The organism is Ectobacillus panaciterrae DSM 19096 (genome assembly GCF_000430785.1).
Lineage (GTDB): Bacteria > Bacillota > Bacilli > Bacillales > Bacillaceae_G > Ectobacillus > Ectobacillus panaciterrae.
Genome location: NZ_AUMR01000004.1, coordinates 24,196 through 39,091 on the forward strand (window position 1 = coordinate 24,196; position 14,896 = coordinate 39,091).

Sequence of the window (14,896 nt, forward strand, 5' to 3'; positions counted from 1 at the left end):
TGTCGCCTTGGCTCATATCTATTCTAAAGGATGGTACATTCAGCAATTAAAATCTGTCGGCATTTCTAAATACGAACAAAAAAAGCTGGAATCGTACAGAACGTATGTGTTGGCGAACTTGTATCGCATTCATGTGGAAGGAAAGCAAAAGAATCAGTAATAAGAAAGAAGAAGTACGGGGAAACCGTGCTTATCCTTTTTAGGTGGGGATAGCGAATCCGCCGCGTATAGTAACGGTCAGATCCTCACGCCCTTACCTAGGGATTCTATATATGGGGGAATTATAAATTCGACATTTCCATGTGCTATGTACAACCAAAAGGGAGTATTGTATGCTTCTTCTCTCTGGTTTACCTTTGTATGAACCACTCCAAAGGTTTGACCGCTTCTGCACATCGCCGGATGATCTCTCCCCACTATAAAAAGACGGTTTTTTATTCACTTGTATATAAGCATGCAGGTTTGTTATTTTATGTACTGTATACTGTGAGCATCGTGGGATTCAAATGAAGGAAAAGAATTGAAAGCACTGCCGCAGGATTTTATAATTTCTGGTGTTTCAAAAAAAAGCTCACCTGACGAGGTGAGCTTTTTTCTTAATATACAGACGTATTTTCTTTTGATATGTTTTCTAAAATTTCCTTCACACGTGCCAAGAACTTGCCGCAAATGAGACCGTCTAGCACACGGTGGTCAAGAGACAAGCACAAATTCACCATATCGCGAACGCCGAACATGCCGTTGTCCATCACAACCGGACGCTTCACGATAGATTCGACTTGCAGAATTGCAGCCTGCGGGTAGTTGATAATGCCCATAGACTGGACAGAACCGAATGAACCAGTGTTATTCACCGTAAATGTTCCGCCTTGCATATCTTCCCCTTTTAGAGATTTCGTTCTTACTTTATGTGCAAGATCGGAAATTTCACGAGCGATGCCTTTGATGGACTTCTCATCCGCATGCTTGATTACAGGTACAAATAGCTCTGTTTCTGTCGCTACAGCGATGGACAGGTTAATATCTTTCTTCTGAATGATTTTATCGCCCGCCCACATAGAGTTGATTTGCGGGAATTCCTTCAGTGCTTGCGCTATCGCTTTTACGAAGAATGCAAAGAACGTTAAGTTGAAGCCTTCACGCTTTTTGAACTCATCTTTTAAACTGCCGCGATACGCAACAAGATTTGTAACGTCCACTTCCACCATCATCCATGCATGCGGCGCTTCATGCTTGCTGCGAAGCATGTTCGCTGCAATAGCTTTGCGTACGCCGGATACTGGAATTTCGATATCTCCAGGTGCAGTCGGAACAGAAACCGGCTTCGCTGCTTCAAGTTTAGGCTGCACTTCTTCCTTTGGCTGATGTTCAACTTTTGGCGCCTCCATGACGACTGCAGCTGCTTTTCCTTCTGGTTTCGCACTTACCGGAATGTTGCCGGATTCAATCATTTTGAGAAGATCTTTTCGGGTAATCCGGCCATTCATTCCTGTTCCCTGCACTTGATTTAAGTCAATATTATGCTCGCCGGCAAGCTTTAATACTGCAGGAGAATAACGCGCTTTGCTTGTGTTATTTTGTTCCGGAGCAGCCGCTGTTACCGTTTCTGTTTTTTCTTCCACTGCAGTCGCAGCTGCTTCTTTTTCCGCTCCTTCTAATTGCACAAGACAAATTACTTCGCCTACTGCCAGCGTGTCGCCTTCATTTGCAATCAGTTCTTTCACGACACCAGAAAAAGAAGAAGGAATTTCTGCATTCACTTTATCTGTCATAACCTCTGCAAGCGGATCGTACTTATTGACATGGTCTCCTACAGATACGAGCCACTTGTTGATTGTACCCTCTGTTACGCTCTCGCCGAGCTGAGGCATTGTAATTTTTTCTACAGCCATCATGATCCCTCCCTGATTAGAATTCTGCCAATTCGCGCATCGCTTTTTCAACCTTATCCGGGTTCACCATGAAGAATTTCTCCATTGTCGGTGCATAAGGCATTGCCGGCACATCCGGTCCTGCAAGGCGCGCAATCGGAGCATCTAAATCAAATAAACAATTCTCGGCAATAATTGCTGCTACTTCGCCTATTACGCTACCTTCTTTATTATCCTCTGTAATAAGAAGAACCTTACCTGTCTTAGAAGCAGCTTCAATAATCGCTTCTTTATCAAGCGGATAGATTGTACGTAAATCTAAAACGTGTGCAGAAATTCCATCCTGCGCCAGCTTTTCTGCAGCTTGCAGGGCAAAATGCACACAAAGACCGTATGTGATAACTGTGATATCGTCTCCTTCACGCTTCACATCTGCTTTTCCGATCGGCAATACGTAATCATCTTCAGGCACCTCGCCTTTAATCAGACGGTACGCACGCTTATGCTCAAAGAATAATACTGGATCGTCATCGCGAATCGCAGCCTTTAATAACCCCTTTGCATCATAAGGTGTAGAAGGAATAACAATTTTCAATCCGGGCTGATTCGCAAATAAAGCTTCAACTGATTGAGAGTGATATAATGCGCCGTGAACACCGCCGCCAAACGGGGCACGAATTGTTAACGGACAGCTCCAATCGTTGTTGGAGCGGTAGCGAATTTTCGCTGCTTCTGAAACAATTTGGTTTACAGCCGGCATAATAAAGTCGGCAAACTGCATTTCGGCAATCGGACGCATGCCGTACATTGCTGCACCGATCGCTACACCCGCAATCGCAGATTCTGCAAGAGGTGTGTCCATTACACGGTCTTCGCCAAATCGATCGTATAAACCTTGTGTCGCTTTAAATACGCCGCCCTTGAGTCCAACATCTTCCCCAAGTACGAATACGCGCTTATCGCGTTCCATTTCCTCGCGCATTGCTAGTGTAATAGCGTCGATATAAGACATTACAGCCATAGATACTTCCCCCTTATTCCGCGTATACGTGCTTTAATGCAGATTCCGGCTCAGCATATGGAGCTTTTTCTGCATAATCCGTAGCTTCGTTTACGATCTGCATAATATCATCCGTGATTTGCTTTTCCAGCTCATCAGTCAGCAAGCCAGTTTCTTTTAAATATAAGCCGAACGTATAAACCGGATCCTTTTTCTTCGCTTCTTCCACTTCTTCACGAGAACGGTATGCACGATCATCATCATCGCTAGAGTGAGCCGTTAAACGGTAGGAAATAGTTTCGATCAATGTTGGTCCTTCACCGCGGCGTCCGCGCTCCACAGCTTCTTTTACCACTTTATATACTTCTAACGGATCATTTCCGTCCACTGTATAACCAGGCATACCATAGCCGATTGCACGGTCAGATACATTTTTGCACGCCAATTGCTTTTCAATCGGCACGGAAATCGCATATTTGTTGTTTTCACACATGAAAATAACAGGCAACTTATGAACGCCGGCAAAGTTTGCCCCTTCATGGAAGTCACCTTGGTTGGATGAGCCTTCTCCGAATGTTACAAACGTTACAAGGTCTTGACCGTCCATACGGCCGGCAAGCGCAATGCCTACTGCATGAGGCACTTGCGTTGTAACTGGAGATGAACCTGTTACGATGCGATTTTTCTTTTGCCCGAAGTGTCCAGGCATTTGACGTCCGCCGGAGTTTGGATCCTCCGCTTTAGCAAATGCGGAAAGCATTAAGTCTTTTGCAGTCATACCGAACGTTAATACAACACCCATATCGCGATAATATGGAAGTACATAATCCTTTTCACGATCTAACGCGAAGGATGCGCCAACCTGCGCCGCTTCTTGCCCCTGGCAGGAAATAACGAACGGAATTTTTCCGGCGCGATTCAATAACCACATACGTTCGTCAATTTTACGTGCAAGCAGCATCGTACGATACATTTCCAACACTTTCTCATCGCTTAATCCAAGCTCATCATGGCGTTTTGCTTTTATATTTTCAGCCATATAAATACCCTCCCGAAATTAAGAATGCAATGCTTTTCCATCCACTGCCAGCGCAGCTTCGCCGATTGCTTCTGATAATGAAGGATGCGGGTGAATCGTTTTTGCAATTTCCCAAGGCGTCGCATCCAATACTCGTGCAAGACCTGCTTCTGAAATCATATCCGTTACGTGAGGTCCAATCATATGAACGCCGAGCAAATCATCTGTTTCTTCATCTACAACAAGCTTTACAAAGCCGTCGGATTCGCCGTATACAAGCGCTTTTCCGATTGCACGGAATGAGAATTTTCCTATTTTCACTTTAAAGCCTTTTTCCTTCGCTTCCTGTTCTGTGTATCCTACAGAAGCAACCTCCGGATTGCTGTATACACATTTGGAAATAAGTGACGCATCAAGCGGTGTCGGCTTTTGCCCCACGATATGCTCCACTGCTGTTATACCCTCATGAGATGCAACGTGCGCAAGCTGCAAGCCGCCGATTACATCACCAATTGCATAAATATGAGACTCTTTCGTTTGATAGTACTCGTTTGTTTTGATATAGCCGTTTTCAATAACAATATCCGTATTTTCTAAACCGATGTTTTCGATATTTGCTTGACGTCCCACGGATACAAGCATTTTTTCAGCTTTAAACTCTTTTTGCTCGCCATTATGCTCCGCTTTGATGGAAACACCATTATCTTTTACGAGCGTTTCAGACAGAACTTTTGCGCCTGTGACAACTTGAACGCCTTTTTTCTTTAGCAGACGCTGCATCTCTTTAGAGATATCTTGATCTTCTAAAGGAAGCACGTGATTTGCGTATTCTACCACTGTCACGTTCACGCCGAAATCAGACAGCATAGAAGCCCATTCAATACCAATTACACCGCCACCGACAATAATGATAGACTCAGGCAGCTGCTCCATTCGCAATGCATGATCCGAAGACAATATATACTCTCCGTCCATCTCAAGACCCGGTAAGGGTTTTGGACGTGATCCTGTCGCGATTAATACATTTTTCGGAATCAGCATTTCATTCTCTTCGCCGTTATTCATTTCAACAGAAACAGTTCCAGGCATCGGAGAGAAAATAGACGGACCAAGAATGCGGCCATAACCTTCATATACATCGATTTTCCCTTGCTGCATCAAATGCTGCACACCTTTATGAAGCTGGTTTACGATTTTTTCTTTGCGTTCTTGCACCTTCGTGAAGTCTAACTCTATACCGCTTGTGATAACGCCATACTCTGCACTTTTCTTTGTTGTAGCATAAACTTCAGCGCTACGCAGTAATGCCTTGCTTGGAATACAGCCAGCATGCAAGCACGTTCCACCAAGCTTGCCACTTTCTACAAGAGCTGTTTTCAAGCCCAGTTGTGACGCGCGGATAGCAGCTACATATCCGCCTGTTCCGCCGCCGATAATGACTAAATCATATTCTGTCGCCATTTACTTCAACTCCTCAGCATTTCTTTTTCCCGCACCATATATTCCTTCGCTTCTTCTTCTTCACGAAGAACGCGAAGCGCACCTTCAGTCAAAGCCTGCAGTTCATTTTCTCCAGGATGTACAATTACATCTGCAATCCAATCGACACGTTCTCTTATTTCCTCCACGAGCATCTTGCTGTAGGCAAGACCGCCAGTTAAGATAATAGCATCTGCTTTTCCGTGCAGCACGGCGCTTGCTGCGCCTATTTCTTTTGCAATTTGATATGCCATGGCACCATAGATTAGCTTAGCTGTTTCATCGCCCTCTTCAATCATTTGCTCTACTTTTCTTGCATCATTTGTACCGAGTAATCCAACTAATCCGCCTTGACCAACGAGCTTTTTCATCATCTCATCACGATAATACTCGCCTGAAAAACACATTTCCACAAGCTGACCTGCAGGCACTGTTCCTGCACGTTCAGGGCTGAATGGGCCGTCTCCATGCAGACCGTTGTTCACATCGATGACTTTCCCGCATTTATGAACACCTACTGTAATTCCGCCGCCCATGTGAGTTACGATTAAGTTAAGCTCCTCGTATTTTTTTCCTAGTTCCTTCGATACATTTCGAGCTACTGCCTTTTGGTTCAGCGCATGAAAAATGCTTTTTCGCTCTATGCCTGCCACTCCGCTCACTCGCGCAATGTCATCCATCTCATCTACTACAACAGGATCTACTATAAAAGCAGGAATATTTAAGCCCGTTGCAATTTCATGAGCAAGAATGCCGCCAAGGTTAGATGCATGGTGACCGTTATAGCCGTTTCTTAAATCCGAAAGCATAGGTTCGTTAACGGCATATGTACCGCCTTCAATCGGGCGAAGCAGTCCGCCTCGTCCGCAAACCGCGCTCAGCTTAGAGATGTTAATGCCGTGCGAGTGCAGTACCTCCAAGATCATTTGTTTGCGAAATTCATATTGGTCGATAATTCGTTTATATTTTGCGATTTCTTCTTCATCATGACGAATCGTTTCTTCAAAAATCGGTCGTTCGTTATCAAATACACCTATCTTTGTAGACGTACTTCCCGGATTAATTACAAGAATTCGAAAACTGGACAATGTTTTTTCCCTCCATAAACTTACAGGAAGATGGAAGCTTACAACTTCCATCTTCTTGGTCATTAACGGCGGCTTAAAATATGATGGCCGTTTTGTAAGAATGTGCTTCTAGAATTTTTCATGCGTTCGATACGCTCTTCTGCAAGACGGTCAGCTGCTAAATATGTGGGAATGCCGTCACGCTTAGAAATTTCAATAACCTTTGTGATATTATCATAGACGCCTTCTACCTTTTTAAGAGCGCGTTCTCTGTTATAACCATATAACTCGTCTGCTACGTTAATTACACCGCCGGCATTGATTACATAATCCGGAGCATATACGATACCCATTTCATGAATCATATCACCGTGGCGAGTTTCTTTTAATTGGTTGTTCGCTGCACCAGCAATAACCTTTGCCTTAATTTGTGTAATTGTTTCATCATTAATTGTAGCTCCTAGTGCACACGGTGCGTAAATATCGCACTCTACGCCGTAAATATCTTGCGGATCTACAGCTTTCGCACCAAACTCTTCTACTGCGCGTTGTACAGATTCTTTATGAATATCCGTTACAATCAGCTGAGCGCCTTCTGCATGCAGATATCTACATAAGTTGTAAGCAACGTTTCCTACACCTTGCACAGCAATTACTTTGCCTTCTAAGCTGTCTGTCCCGAACGCTTCTTTTGCAGCAGCTTTCATGCCTCGGTATACACCGAATGCCGTTACTGGAGACGGATTGCCTGAAGAACCGAAGGAAGGTGAAATTCCTGTTACGTAATCTGTTTCTTCATGAATGATATCCATGTCGTCTACAGTTGTACCGACATCTTCAGCCGTGATATAACGGCCGTTCAAGCCTTGAATGTAACGACCGAAAGCACGGAACATCGCTTCGTTTTTATCCTTGCGCGCATCTCCAATAATCACTGTTTTACCGCCGCCCAAATTCAATCCGGCCGCAGCGTTTTTATAAGTCATGCCTCGCGCAAGACGCAGCGCATCTTCGATAGCCGCTTCTTCAGAAGCATAAGACCACATTCTCGTTCCTCCAAGAGCCGGACCTAGAGTTGTATCGTGAATCGCAATGATTGCTTTTAATCCTGATGCTTTATCCTGACAGAATAGCAATTGCTCGTAATCATATTTCTCCATATATTTAAAAATTTCCATTGTGAATCCCCCTTATGTTTTACCCTTTTATAGTGAAGCAGTTGCTACTGCCAATGCTAATGAATATACCTTCGCCTCAGCTGAATCTGATCGAGACGTCAATACGATCGGCGCCTTCGCACCTGCGATAATGGCTCCTACTTTTGCATTTGCAAAGTAGACGAGCGACTTATAAAGCACATTTCCTGTTTCAATATTCGGGACGAGTAAAATATCCGCTTCTCCTGCCACATCACTTGTGATGCCTTTATGCTCTGCAGCAAGTTTGGAGACGGCATTATCTAAAGCTAACGGTCCATCCACGATGCAGTTCTGAATTTGACCGCGGCGGTTCATCTGTGTAAGGAGCGCCGCATCCATCGTAGCTTGCATGGCGGGGTTTACTACCTCCACCGCTGCAATCGGGGCTACTTTTGGCATGTCAACTCCAATTGAGCGCGCTACTTCCACTGCGTTATGCAGTATAGATGCTTTTTGTTCCAAATCAGGCGCTATATTCATGGCAACATCAGTGACGAATATGAAGCGATCATAATTCGGAACCTCAAATACAGCTACGTGAGACAAGACCTTACCTTTACGAAGCCCATACTCTTTGTTAAGTACCTCTTTTAAAATAGCTGAAGTCGAGATGTTACCTTTCATCAGCACGTCTGCTTCGCCGCTTCTTACAGCCTTTACTGCCATTTCTGCAGCTTGTGTACCAGACGCCCTTACTTGAATGTCTTTTGACTCTTGCAGGTTATACTCTTTCAGCATATCGCTCAGTTTTTCTGCGCTTCCGAATAAAAGAAACTTCGCTAATCCTGCTTGTATTGACCTTGAAACTGCTTCCATTACTTCATGATCTTCTGCTACCGCTACAGCAACCGTCTTCTTTGGCTGCAAAGCAGCGCGGTCGATAAGCATGTCTAATTTCATGTTCTGTCACTCAATCCTTTCCCATCGCCCCCGTTCCTTACATTGCAAAAGGTGTGCCAAATTTTATGTTCCCTCTATTCTTTAAAAAAAATCTTCAAAAAGACTACAAAACCAATGTTTAGCGCTTACATGCCGAATTTTCTGTCTCTTCCCGTCTCATCTCGCAGTCTGTGCATTTTTTTGCACACTGTGAAATTTATTGCACGCCATTTTTTGCACGATCATATTTTTCAAGCTTATAATATAAATTTCTCAACGAAACCCCTAACGCTTTTGCCGTTTTCGTTTTGTTTCCATCAAACCGATTCAAATGCTCTGTAATCATTTTACCTTCAAACTCCGTTACCATATCCTCCAACGAACCTTCCTCCGTCGGAGTCACCTTTATATCCGGTATCTGCTTAGCCGGAATGGATGTGCTCAAGGCTGGGAGATGATGAACATCAATGTACATCTCATTGTAGCCCATAAAGATGATAGCTCTGCCTAAAATATTTTCAAGCTCTCTGACATTGCCTGGCCAATCATATCCTCGCAAAGCACGGATAGCGCCATTAGTTAAGCCCTCTACATTTCTCCCGTAATCCTGATTAATTTTGTGAATAAGCCGCTCCGCTATAAACGGGATATCTTCTTTGCGCTGCCGAAGAGGCGGGATATAAATCGGTATTTTATTTAAACGATAATACAAGTCTTCCCTGAACTTCCCCTCCGCAATAGCTTTTTCCAAATCAACGTTTGTAGCAGCGATGACGCGCACGTGAATCGGAATGGGCTTCGTCCCCCCTACACGGACAATTTCCTTCTCCTGCAGCACACGCAGCAATTTCGCCTGTGTATTCGCAGACAGTTCCCCGATTTCATCAAGAAAAATACTTCCGTTATTCGCTTCTTCGAAAAAACCGCGTTTCCCGCCGCGTCTCGCTCCAGAGAACGCCCCTTCGTCATACCCGAACAATTCGCTTTCCAGCAGTGACTCAGAAATAGAAGCACAGTTTACACGAATGAATTTATTGTACTTTCTATGGCTTTCATTATGGATCGCATGCGCAAATAATTCTTTCCCGGTTCCTGATTCTCCCCGCAGTAAAACCGTAGCAGGAGTATTTGCCCCAAGCTTCGCCTGTTCAATAGCCGCAGTAATGTCTTCTGAAGTTCCGATGATATCTTCAAAGGAGTACTTCGCCTCTAACGTTCTGATAATCTGACGGGCACGGCTTAACTCATCAGTCAGCTTTTGAATCTCAGACACGTCACGAATGACACCTACACTTCCTTTTAGGATGCCATCTACAATAACAGGCGCCACGTTTACAACTACATCTCTTTTCTTCGACCCGACTTTCATTTGAATGCCCCGGACAGGACGGCGCGTTTGCAGCACCTTCATATGCATGCTTTCACCCTCGGCAATATCAGCTGTAGCCGGTTTTCCAATAACCGCCTCTTCGGAAAGACCTGTCATTTTTGTATAGGCCGGATTAATAAGAAGACCTCGCCCTTGTTCATCTACAACAGAGATCGCTTCCTCTGAAGATTGAATAATCGCTTCCAACAGCGTCTGAATCTCCTTTAAATTCGTAACTTCTTCCGCCAAATTCACAATTTCAGTTATATCTGTAAAAACTGCAAAAGCCCCCCGCAGCTCCCCTTTATCACTTATAACAGGAATGCGTGTTGAAATAATTTTTTTCCCATTTTCAAGCTCTACTTCTTGATGCAGTTCAACACTTTTTGTTTGCAGTACACGAGGCAGCTTACTTTTTGGAATAACCTCTAATATATATTTTCCGATAACTTCCGCTTTTTTATAGCCAATCATTTTTTCTGCACTGTTATTAAAAAGCACAATGCATCCGCTAGGATCTACTACAATCATACCGTCGTGCGTAGAATTAAAAATTAAATCGCGCTGGTACGTTTGCTCCCTTAATTGTTCAATAAGCTCATCCTTTTCATGCATAAGCCGAGCAATAATGTTTGCAACCGATCCAGACACCACCAAAGATTTTCTCCCTCGTTCTTGCACGAGAGTTTGATACAAACTTTGATCATCCGTTGTATCAAAGATAACATCCGCTTCCTCAACTGCCTCCCAACTCTTTTGAACCGGAACGCCAAATCCAGCAGCCAGCTTTATACCCGGAGCATCTTCCTTAATATCTACAACAGCAATCACTTCTGCTATATCAGATTTATGAAGCAGTTGAAGAATCGCACTCCCGCCTTTGCCCGCTCCTATAATCAATACCTTTTGCTTCACAAACTTAATCCCCTTCCATAAGTTGTGCAAAATCTTTCATACCCTTATCTTACCCATTCAATTCCTGCTTGACAAATAAACAAGAATTGTAAGATGCTCTTGTATATAGGAATTTGTTTGAAAGGGAGAACTGTTATGCATCGTTATGCCGCTTTGTTATTAGCGCTCATCCCCATCGTGATGGCTGTTGTAGGAATCAAGCTCATGCGGGACACGGTATTCGGAATTCTCATCTCTCCAATTCCGTTTTTGCCGCTTCAGTTCGGAATTGGTGTCATCTGCTTCGGGATCGGTATCTACATATTCGGGGGCTTTATTCTTTACCGTGATCGAAAACGCAATAAAGTACAAGCAAGATTTCGAAAATGACCATAAAATGTTATGTATTTCACAAAGTTAAAAAATCGCACCTTAGCCCTTCTGAAAAAGGATAAGGTGTTTTTTCTATTTTCTCAATTAATTATAACCTAACATTAGTACCTGGTTATAATATAATATATACAATGTTTTCGGTAAGAATACAAGCAATTTCTAAAAAAAACACGAAATGTTTAAAACTCTATTTGTACATATTTTGAACCTGCCGCGCAACTTCTGGATAATCTGTAATAATAGCCGATACACCTAGAGACACGAGCTCACGCATTACATCCTCATTATTAACTGTATAGGGCCGAACCTCTACCTCATTTGCCAAAGTAAGTTCAATAATAGCATTCGAAATATATTTATAATTGGGATGGATGGATTTCGCTCCTATCTTTTTCGCATAGGCCCATGGACTATGCAGCCCTTCTTTATATAACAAAGCCGTTTCAATATCAGGCGCCATTTGATGACACTTTGCCATGCTGTAGTGATTAAAGGAAGAGAGAATCGTCCGCTGTTCCATCTCATATTTCCGGATAAGCGTGACAACTTCTTCTTCCAGTCCATGATATGGGACTTTATTATTTTTCAACTCAATATTAATAAACAAGCTGTTTGTACAAAGCCAGCGGAGCACTTGTTCCAACATCGGGATCGGACAAAATCCTACTTGCTTGCCAAACTTATAGCTTGCGTCAAGTTTGGCTAATTCGTCGTATGTATATGTTCGCACCGCACCTTTTCCATTTGTTGTACGACTCACTGTTTCATCATGAATGACGACGATTGTTCCGTCCTTCGCAAGCTGCACATCCAATTCAATTCCCTGCGCTCCCAGGCTGGCAGCTGCGGCAAAAGATACCATTGTATTTTCCGGAAACGTTCCGGCTGCTCCTCGATGCCCAAATATAATCGTCATCTTTTATCACTCCCTTTCTATGTTATACTAGTGAAAAAGGAGGTTTGATTATGCGCCCATTGCAAATTTCGCCTGATACTGCTGTTAAGCTTGCGAAGGCATTGAACGTGCCGCTCGAACAACTTATGCATATGCCTCAGCATATACTCATTCAAAAACTCGTAGAGCTTGAAAAACAAAGCGAAGAAGAAAAATAAAAAGTCCTGACATCAGGACTTTTTATAACATGCCTACTTCTCGCAGCATATCTTCTGTCATCAGAGAAGGCATATCCATAACCGGCAGAAAGCAATACGTCCTTCACATGATAAACGATTTGTTCCCGCTTCTCCTCCTCGCACATTTCCAATACACTCCGCACCGCTTCATTAGATAAGGTTTATTTTGCAATGTACTCTTCAAATGTATAAGCAGTTCGTCCAGCTGCCGTTCCGAGACCCTCATATACTTAACTCCTTCAGCTTTTCATACAAACCTATCGCCCTGTATACAATGTGTTTTTTCAAAAAGTTAAACATGGTTTAGTTACCTCCGCCGTCGGAGAGTTTGGATTTAACTAATTTTAGTTTGTAATTCCATTCCAAATGTCAACATCGTTATCATTTAAAATTGCTTTGATGTTATCTTTCTCAAAAACTGCCAAATATTCATAAGGCAGGGCCAAAACTTGAATAATTGAAGGTCTAATTTTTAGTAATTCATATGCATAAATTGCTTCCAATTCCCCTGTTTCTTCTGCTTCATTAACGGGACCGATATACCAACCAGAATCGTCTTTGTCACAATCACTAGACCTTTGTAAATAAATCTCATCCAGTTGCAACACGTTTTTTGCAATCACTATTTTATCGCTAAATTTTATCATTTCACCTTCAATATTTAACTGACGTAAACAATGTACTTGTTCCAGTTGCACCCATAAAGCAATTGTTAAATCTTCTGTAGTATCTTTAAAAGGATTTTTTGTATAATCTGGGACAATAATGTGATACCCATCTTCACGTTCGGATAGAATAAAAATAGACCAACCAACTTGTATAGAAAATCCATCAACCAGTTTATTTTCTACTGTAGTTAGTAAATAAAATAACTTTTCTACTTGAGGACTTAAAGGTTCTTCTGCTTTAGCTATTATATTTTTACCACCTATATTTTTAACTATCGTTTTCAAGTAACTCCAACCTCTCTTTTATAACTTTTTTTATAGCTTCTTTAGCTACTTTTTCACGTTCTAACATTTCTAATCTTATATTTTCGGGAACTTCTCCGTATCCAGGGTGTCCCAACCATGTACTCCAGTCTTTTGCACCCTTAGAGGCATTTGTTGGTTTTCCAAGCCCTACAAAGTTTACATCTAGATTAAGCACTTCTATTTGTTGTTCCCTTGGTAACATATCAAAGCCGTCCATTTCTGTTATTACTTTCATCGGAACAATGTGATCAGCCTCAAGTTTTTCAACTTCATAACCATATACAGGGTCAACTTTTGGTACATCTTTATTTACGCTTTTTCTTATCCTATCATTTGGTGACCTCTTTCTTAAATCTTTATATTCTGCCTTAGAAACTGCAAAATTATTTAGTAAGTCCTTAGCTTCTTTGAAGGTTACATCGTCAAAGCTAGACTTTAAAACATTTCCACCAACACCTGCATAAGCAAATCGTTCTCCCGTTCCACCTACATAATTATTTAACACGTCAATTGCTTGTCTATACCTAGTAGAATCTGTTACTGCTGACATTCCCTTTACAAGGTTTGTACTTGTTGCTACCTTTGAAACTTTACTAATACCCTTATCTCCAAGCAAGCCCAATCCAATTTGCGTTACAGCATATGTTCCCCATCTTGTTCTGCTTTCAGCATCACCATTCCATACATCTCTAATAAAGGAATCTGATAATACATTATACATACTACTAATTGTGTCAATAGGGTGCATTACAGCATTGCCCATGCCTTCCCAAGTTTCCCAATCTCCTAACGATTTGAATCCATCTATTAGGTCTCCTACACCATCTTCTGTACCATCATAAAGCCCATCCCATATTTTTTCTATCATTGGTTTTTCGAGTAATTTGCCACATGTTGCACCTACATTTGATTCTACAAGTTCATCAGCTTCTCTAAATTTATTAGCTGAGTGCATTAGACTATCTGCAAGTGAATCTAATACTTGAGTAACAGCAAACATTTTTGGCTTAGAATTATTAAACATCTGATAAAACCTTTGACTTGTTACCCCAGTCCATTGAGAGGCTATGTATTCAGTCTTACTATACAGGTCTTTATGTATCATTTCTAACTGGTGTTTTCCATCCCTGACTGTTTTGGCTACCTGTTCTAGTCTTTCAGGAGTCACCTTTATTTGTACCATAACATCCCTTTCTTTCTTATTTTCGTATATAAAAATCATACCACACCAACTTAAGTCAAAAGAGATGTTTATACCAGTTTTCGCAACTTCTTTTCCACCCTTTCTTTAACTATCCTATATACACAATTTATAGACCCCTCACGAATATCACCCTCGTTCTACAAACTAAAAAACGTGCCCCCTTAAAAGAAAGCACTATAAATGAATTAATATATAAATGTCATTAACATAGCACTTTTAAATAGACGACTCAGTAATTCCCATGTAAGTTCTAAACCTTCCTCATTCCCTAAAGTTGCTTGTTTCGTTTCTTTGTTTGTTCGTAACTCTTTAACGTCTTGACCGAAAGGTTTTTACTGGAACAGTACAACATGAAGTTGTCTAACTGCAATTCAAAGTCCGTCAAAACAAAAAGCACCACCTTTCATTGATTTGT

14 protein-coding genes are annotated in these 14,896 nt (G+C 42.1%); 3 read left to right on the forward strand and 11 right to left on the reverse strand.

Annotation, left to right across the window (positions count from 1 at the left end; translation table 11 throughout):
• Positions 1-7: 7 nt before the first annotated feature.
• Positions 8-160, forward strand: a complete 153-nt coding sequence (locus H540_RS28760; RefSeq protein WP_155890908.1) for a YflJ family protein — start codon at positions 8-10, stop codon at positions 158-160.
• Between the two features lie 436 nt (positions 161-596).
• Here H540_RS28760 and H540_RS0101650 read toward each other — a convergent pair whose 3' ends face one another.
• The 8 genes from H540_RS0101650 to H540_RS0101685 form a co-directional block, all read right to left on the reverse strand.
• A complete protein-coding gene (locus H540_RS0101650) occupies positions 597-1,892 on the reverse strand; it encodes a dihydrolipoamide acetyltransferase family protein (protein ID WP_028399122.1) in 1,296 nt (431 codons plus the stop codon).
• A 16-nt stretch (positions 1,893-1,908) separates the two neighbouring features.
• Complete coding sequence (gene bfmBAB, locus H540_RS0101655; protein WP_028399123.1) at positions 1,909-2,892, reverse strand: 3-methyl-2-oxobutanoate dehydrogenase subunit beta; 984 nt, start codon at positions 2,890-2,892, stop codon at positions 1,909-1,911.
• Between the two features lie 13 nt (positions 2,893-2,905).
• Positions 2,906-3,910 (reverse strand): thiamine pyrophosphate-dependent dehydrogenase E1 component subunit alpha, encoded by a 1,005-nt coding sequence (locus H540_RS0101660; RefSeq protein WP_028399124.1) that lies wholly within the window; start codon positions 3,908-3,910, stop codon positions 2,906-2,908.
• A gap of 18 nt (positions 3,911-3,928) precedes the next feature.
• Positions 3,929-5,350 carry a dihydrolipoyl dehydrogenase gene (gene lpdA / locus H540_RS0101665; protein WP_028399125.1) on the reverse strand — a complete coding sequence of 474 codons (1,422 nt, stop codon included), beginning with the start codon at positions 5,348-5,350 and terminating at the stop codon, positions 3,929-3,931.
• 5 nt (positions 5,351-5,355) lie between these two features.
• Positions 5,356-6,456 (reverse strand): butyrate kinase, encoded by a 1,101-nt coding sequence (buk, locus tag H540_RS0101670; RefSeq protein WP_028399126.1) that lies wholly within the window; start codon positions 6,454-6,456, stop codon positions 5,356-5,358.
• 62 nt (positions 6,457-6,518) lie between these two features.
• Entirely contained in the window at positions 6,519-7,613 is a 1,095-nt protein-coding gene (bcd, locus tag H540_RS0101675) for a branched-chain amino acid dehydrogenase (protein WP_028399127.1), read from the reverse strand.
• Between the two features lie 27 nt (positions 7,614-7,640).
• Complete coding sequence (yqiS, locus tag H540_RS0101680; protein WP_028399128.1) at positions 7,641-8,534, reverse strand: phosphate butyryltransferase; 894 nt, start codon at positions 8,532-8,534, stop codon at positions 7,641-7,643.
• A gap of 196 nt (positions 8,535-8,730) precedes the next feature.
• On the reverse strand, positions 8,731-10,797 hold the full coding sequence (locus tag H540_RS0101685; protein ID WP_028399129.1) for a sigma 54-interacting transcriptional regulator: 2,067 nt from the start codon (positions 10,795-10,797) through the stop codon (positions 8,731-8,733).
• A 135-nt stretch (positions 10,798-10,932) separates the two neighbouring features.
• Between H540_RS0101685 and H540_RS0101690 the strand changes: the two genes are divergently transcribed.
• Positions 10,933-11,166, forward strand: coding sequence for a DUF2627 domain-containing protein (locus H540_RS0101690; protein WP_028399130.1), 234 nt, complete (start codon positions 10,933-10,935; stop codon positions 11,164-11,166).
• A gap of 190 nt (positions 11,167-11,356) precedes the next feature.
• On the opposite strand, the gene H540_RS0101695 is transcribed toward H540_RS0101690, so the two are convergent.
• Positions 11,357-12,085, reverse strand: coding sequence for a glycerophosphodiester phosphodiesterase (locus H540_RS0101695; RefSeq protein WP_028399131.1), 729 nt, complete (start codon positions 12,083-12,085; stop codon positions 11,357-11,359).
• Positions 12,086-12,135: 50 nt separating this feature from the next.
• On the opposite strand from H540_RS0101695, the gene H540_RS31685 reads away from it, so the two are divergent.
• The gene (locus H540_RS31685) at positions 12,136-12,282 is read left to right on the forward strand and encodes a YycC family protein (protein ID WP_081414965.1); all 147 of its coding nucleotides are present in this window, start codon (positions 12,136-12,138) and stop codon (positions 12,280-12,282) included.
• 365 nt (positions 12,283-12,647) lie between these two features.
• Here the strand turns inward: H540_RS31685 and H540_RS0101705 are convergent, their stop codons facing one another.
• Positions 12,648-13,256 (reverse strand): immunity protein Imm33 domain-containing protein, encoded by a 609-nt coding sequence (locus H540_RS0101705; RefSeq protein ID WP_028399132.1) that lies wholly within the window; start codon positions 13,254-13,256, stop codon positions 12,648-12,650.
• Positions 13,240-14,460, reverse strand: coding sequence for a WXG100 family type VII secretion target (locus H540_RS31250; protein WP_081414980.1), 1,221 nt, complete (start codon positions 14,458-14,460; stop codon positions 13,240-13,242). Before H540_RS31250 ends, H540_RS0101705 begins: the two co-directional genes overlap by 17 nt.
• Between the last annotated feature and the right edge of the window lie 436 nt (positions 14,461-14,896).

Bases quoted from the DNA above. Each gene is read 5' to 3' on its own strand.
- lpdA (WP_028399125.1), bottom strand. From the start codon at position 5,350: ATGGCGACAGAATATGATTTAGTCATTATCGGCGGCGGAACAGGCGGA.
- bfmBAB (WP_028399123.1), bottom strand. From the start codon at position 2,892: ATGGCTGTAATGTCTTATATCGACGCTATTACACTAGCAATGCGCGAG.
- bcd (WP_028399127.1), bottom strand. From the start codon at position 7,613: ATGGAAATTTTTAAATATATGGAGAAATATGATTACGAGCAATTGCTA.
- yqiS (WP_028399128.1), bottom strand. From the start codon at position 8,534: ATGAAATTAGACATGCTTATCGACCGCGCTGCTTTGCAGCCAAAGAAG.
- H540_RS31685 (WP_081414965.1), top strand. From the start codon at position 12,136: ATGCGCCCATTGCAAATTTCGCCTGATACTGCTGTTAAGCTTGCGAAG.
- H540_RS0101695 (WP_028399131.1), bottom strand. From the start codon at position 12,085: ATGACGATTATATTTGGGCATCGAGGAGCAGCCGGAACGTTTCCGGAA.
- H540_RS0101650 (WP_028399122.1), bottom strand. From the start codon at position 1,892: ATGGCTGTAGAAAAAATTACAATGCCTCAGCTCGGCGAGAGCGTAACA.
- H540_RS0101660 (WP_028399124.1), bottom strand. From the start codon at position 3,910: ATGGCTGAAAATATAAAAGCAAAACGCCATGATGAGCTTGGATTAAGC.
- H540_RS31250 (WP_081414980.1), bottom strand. From the start codon at position 14,460: ATGGTACAAATAAAGGTGACTCCTGAAAGACTAGAACAGGTAGCCAAA.
- H540_RS0101690 (WP_028399130.1), top strand. From the start codon at position 10,933: ATGCATCGTTATGCCGCTTTGTTATTAGCGCTCATCCCCATCGTGATG.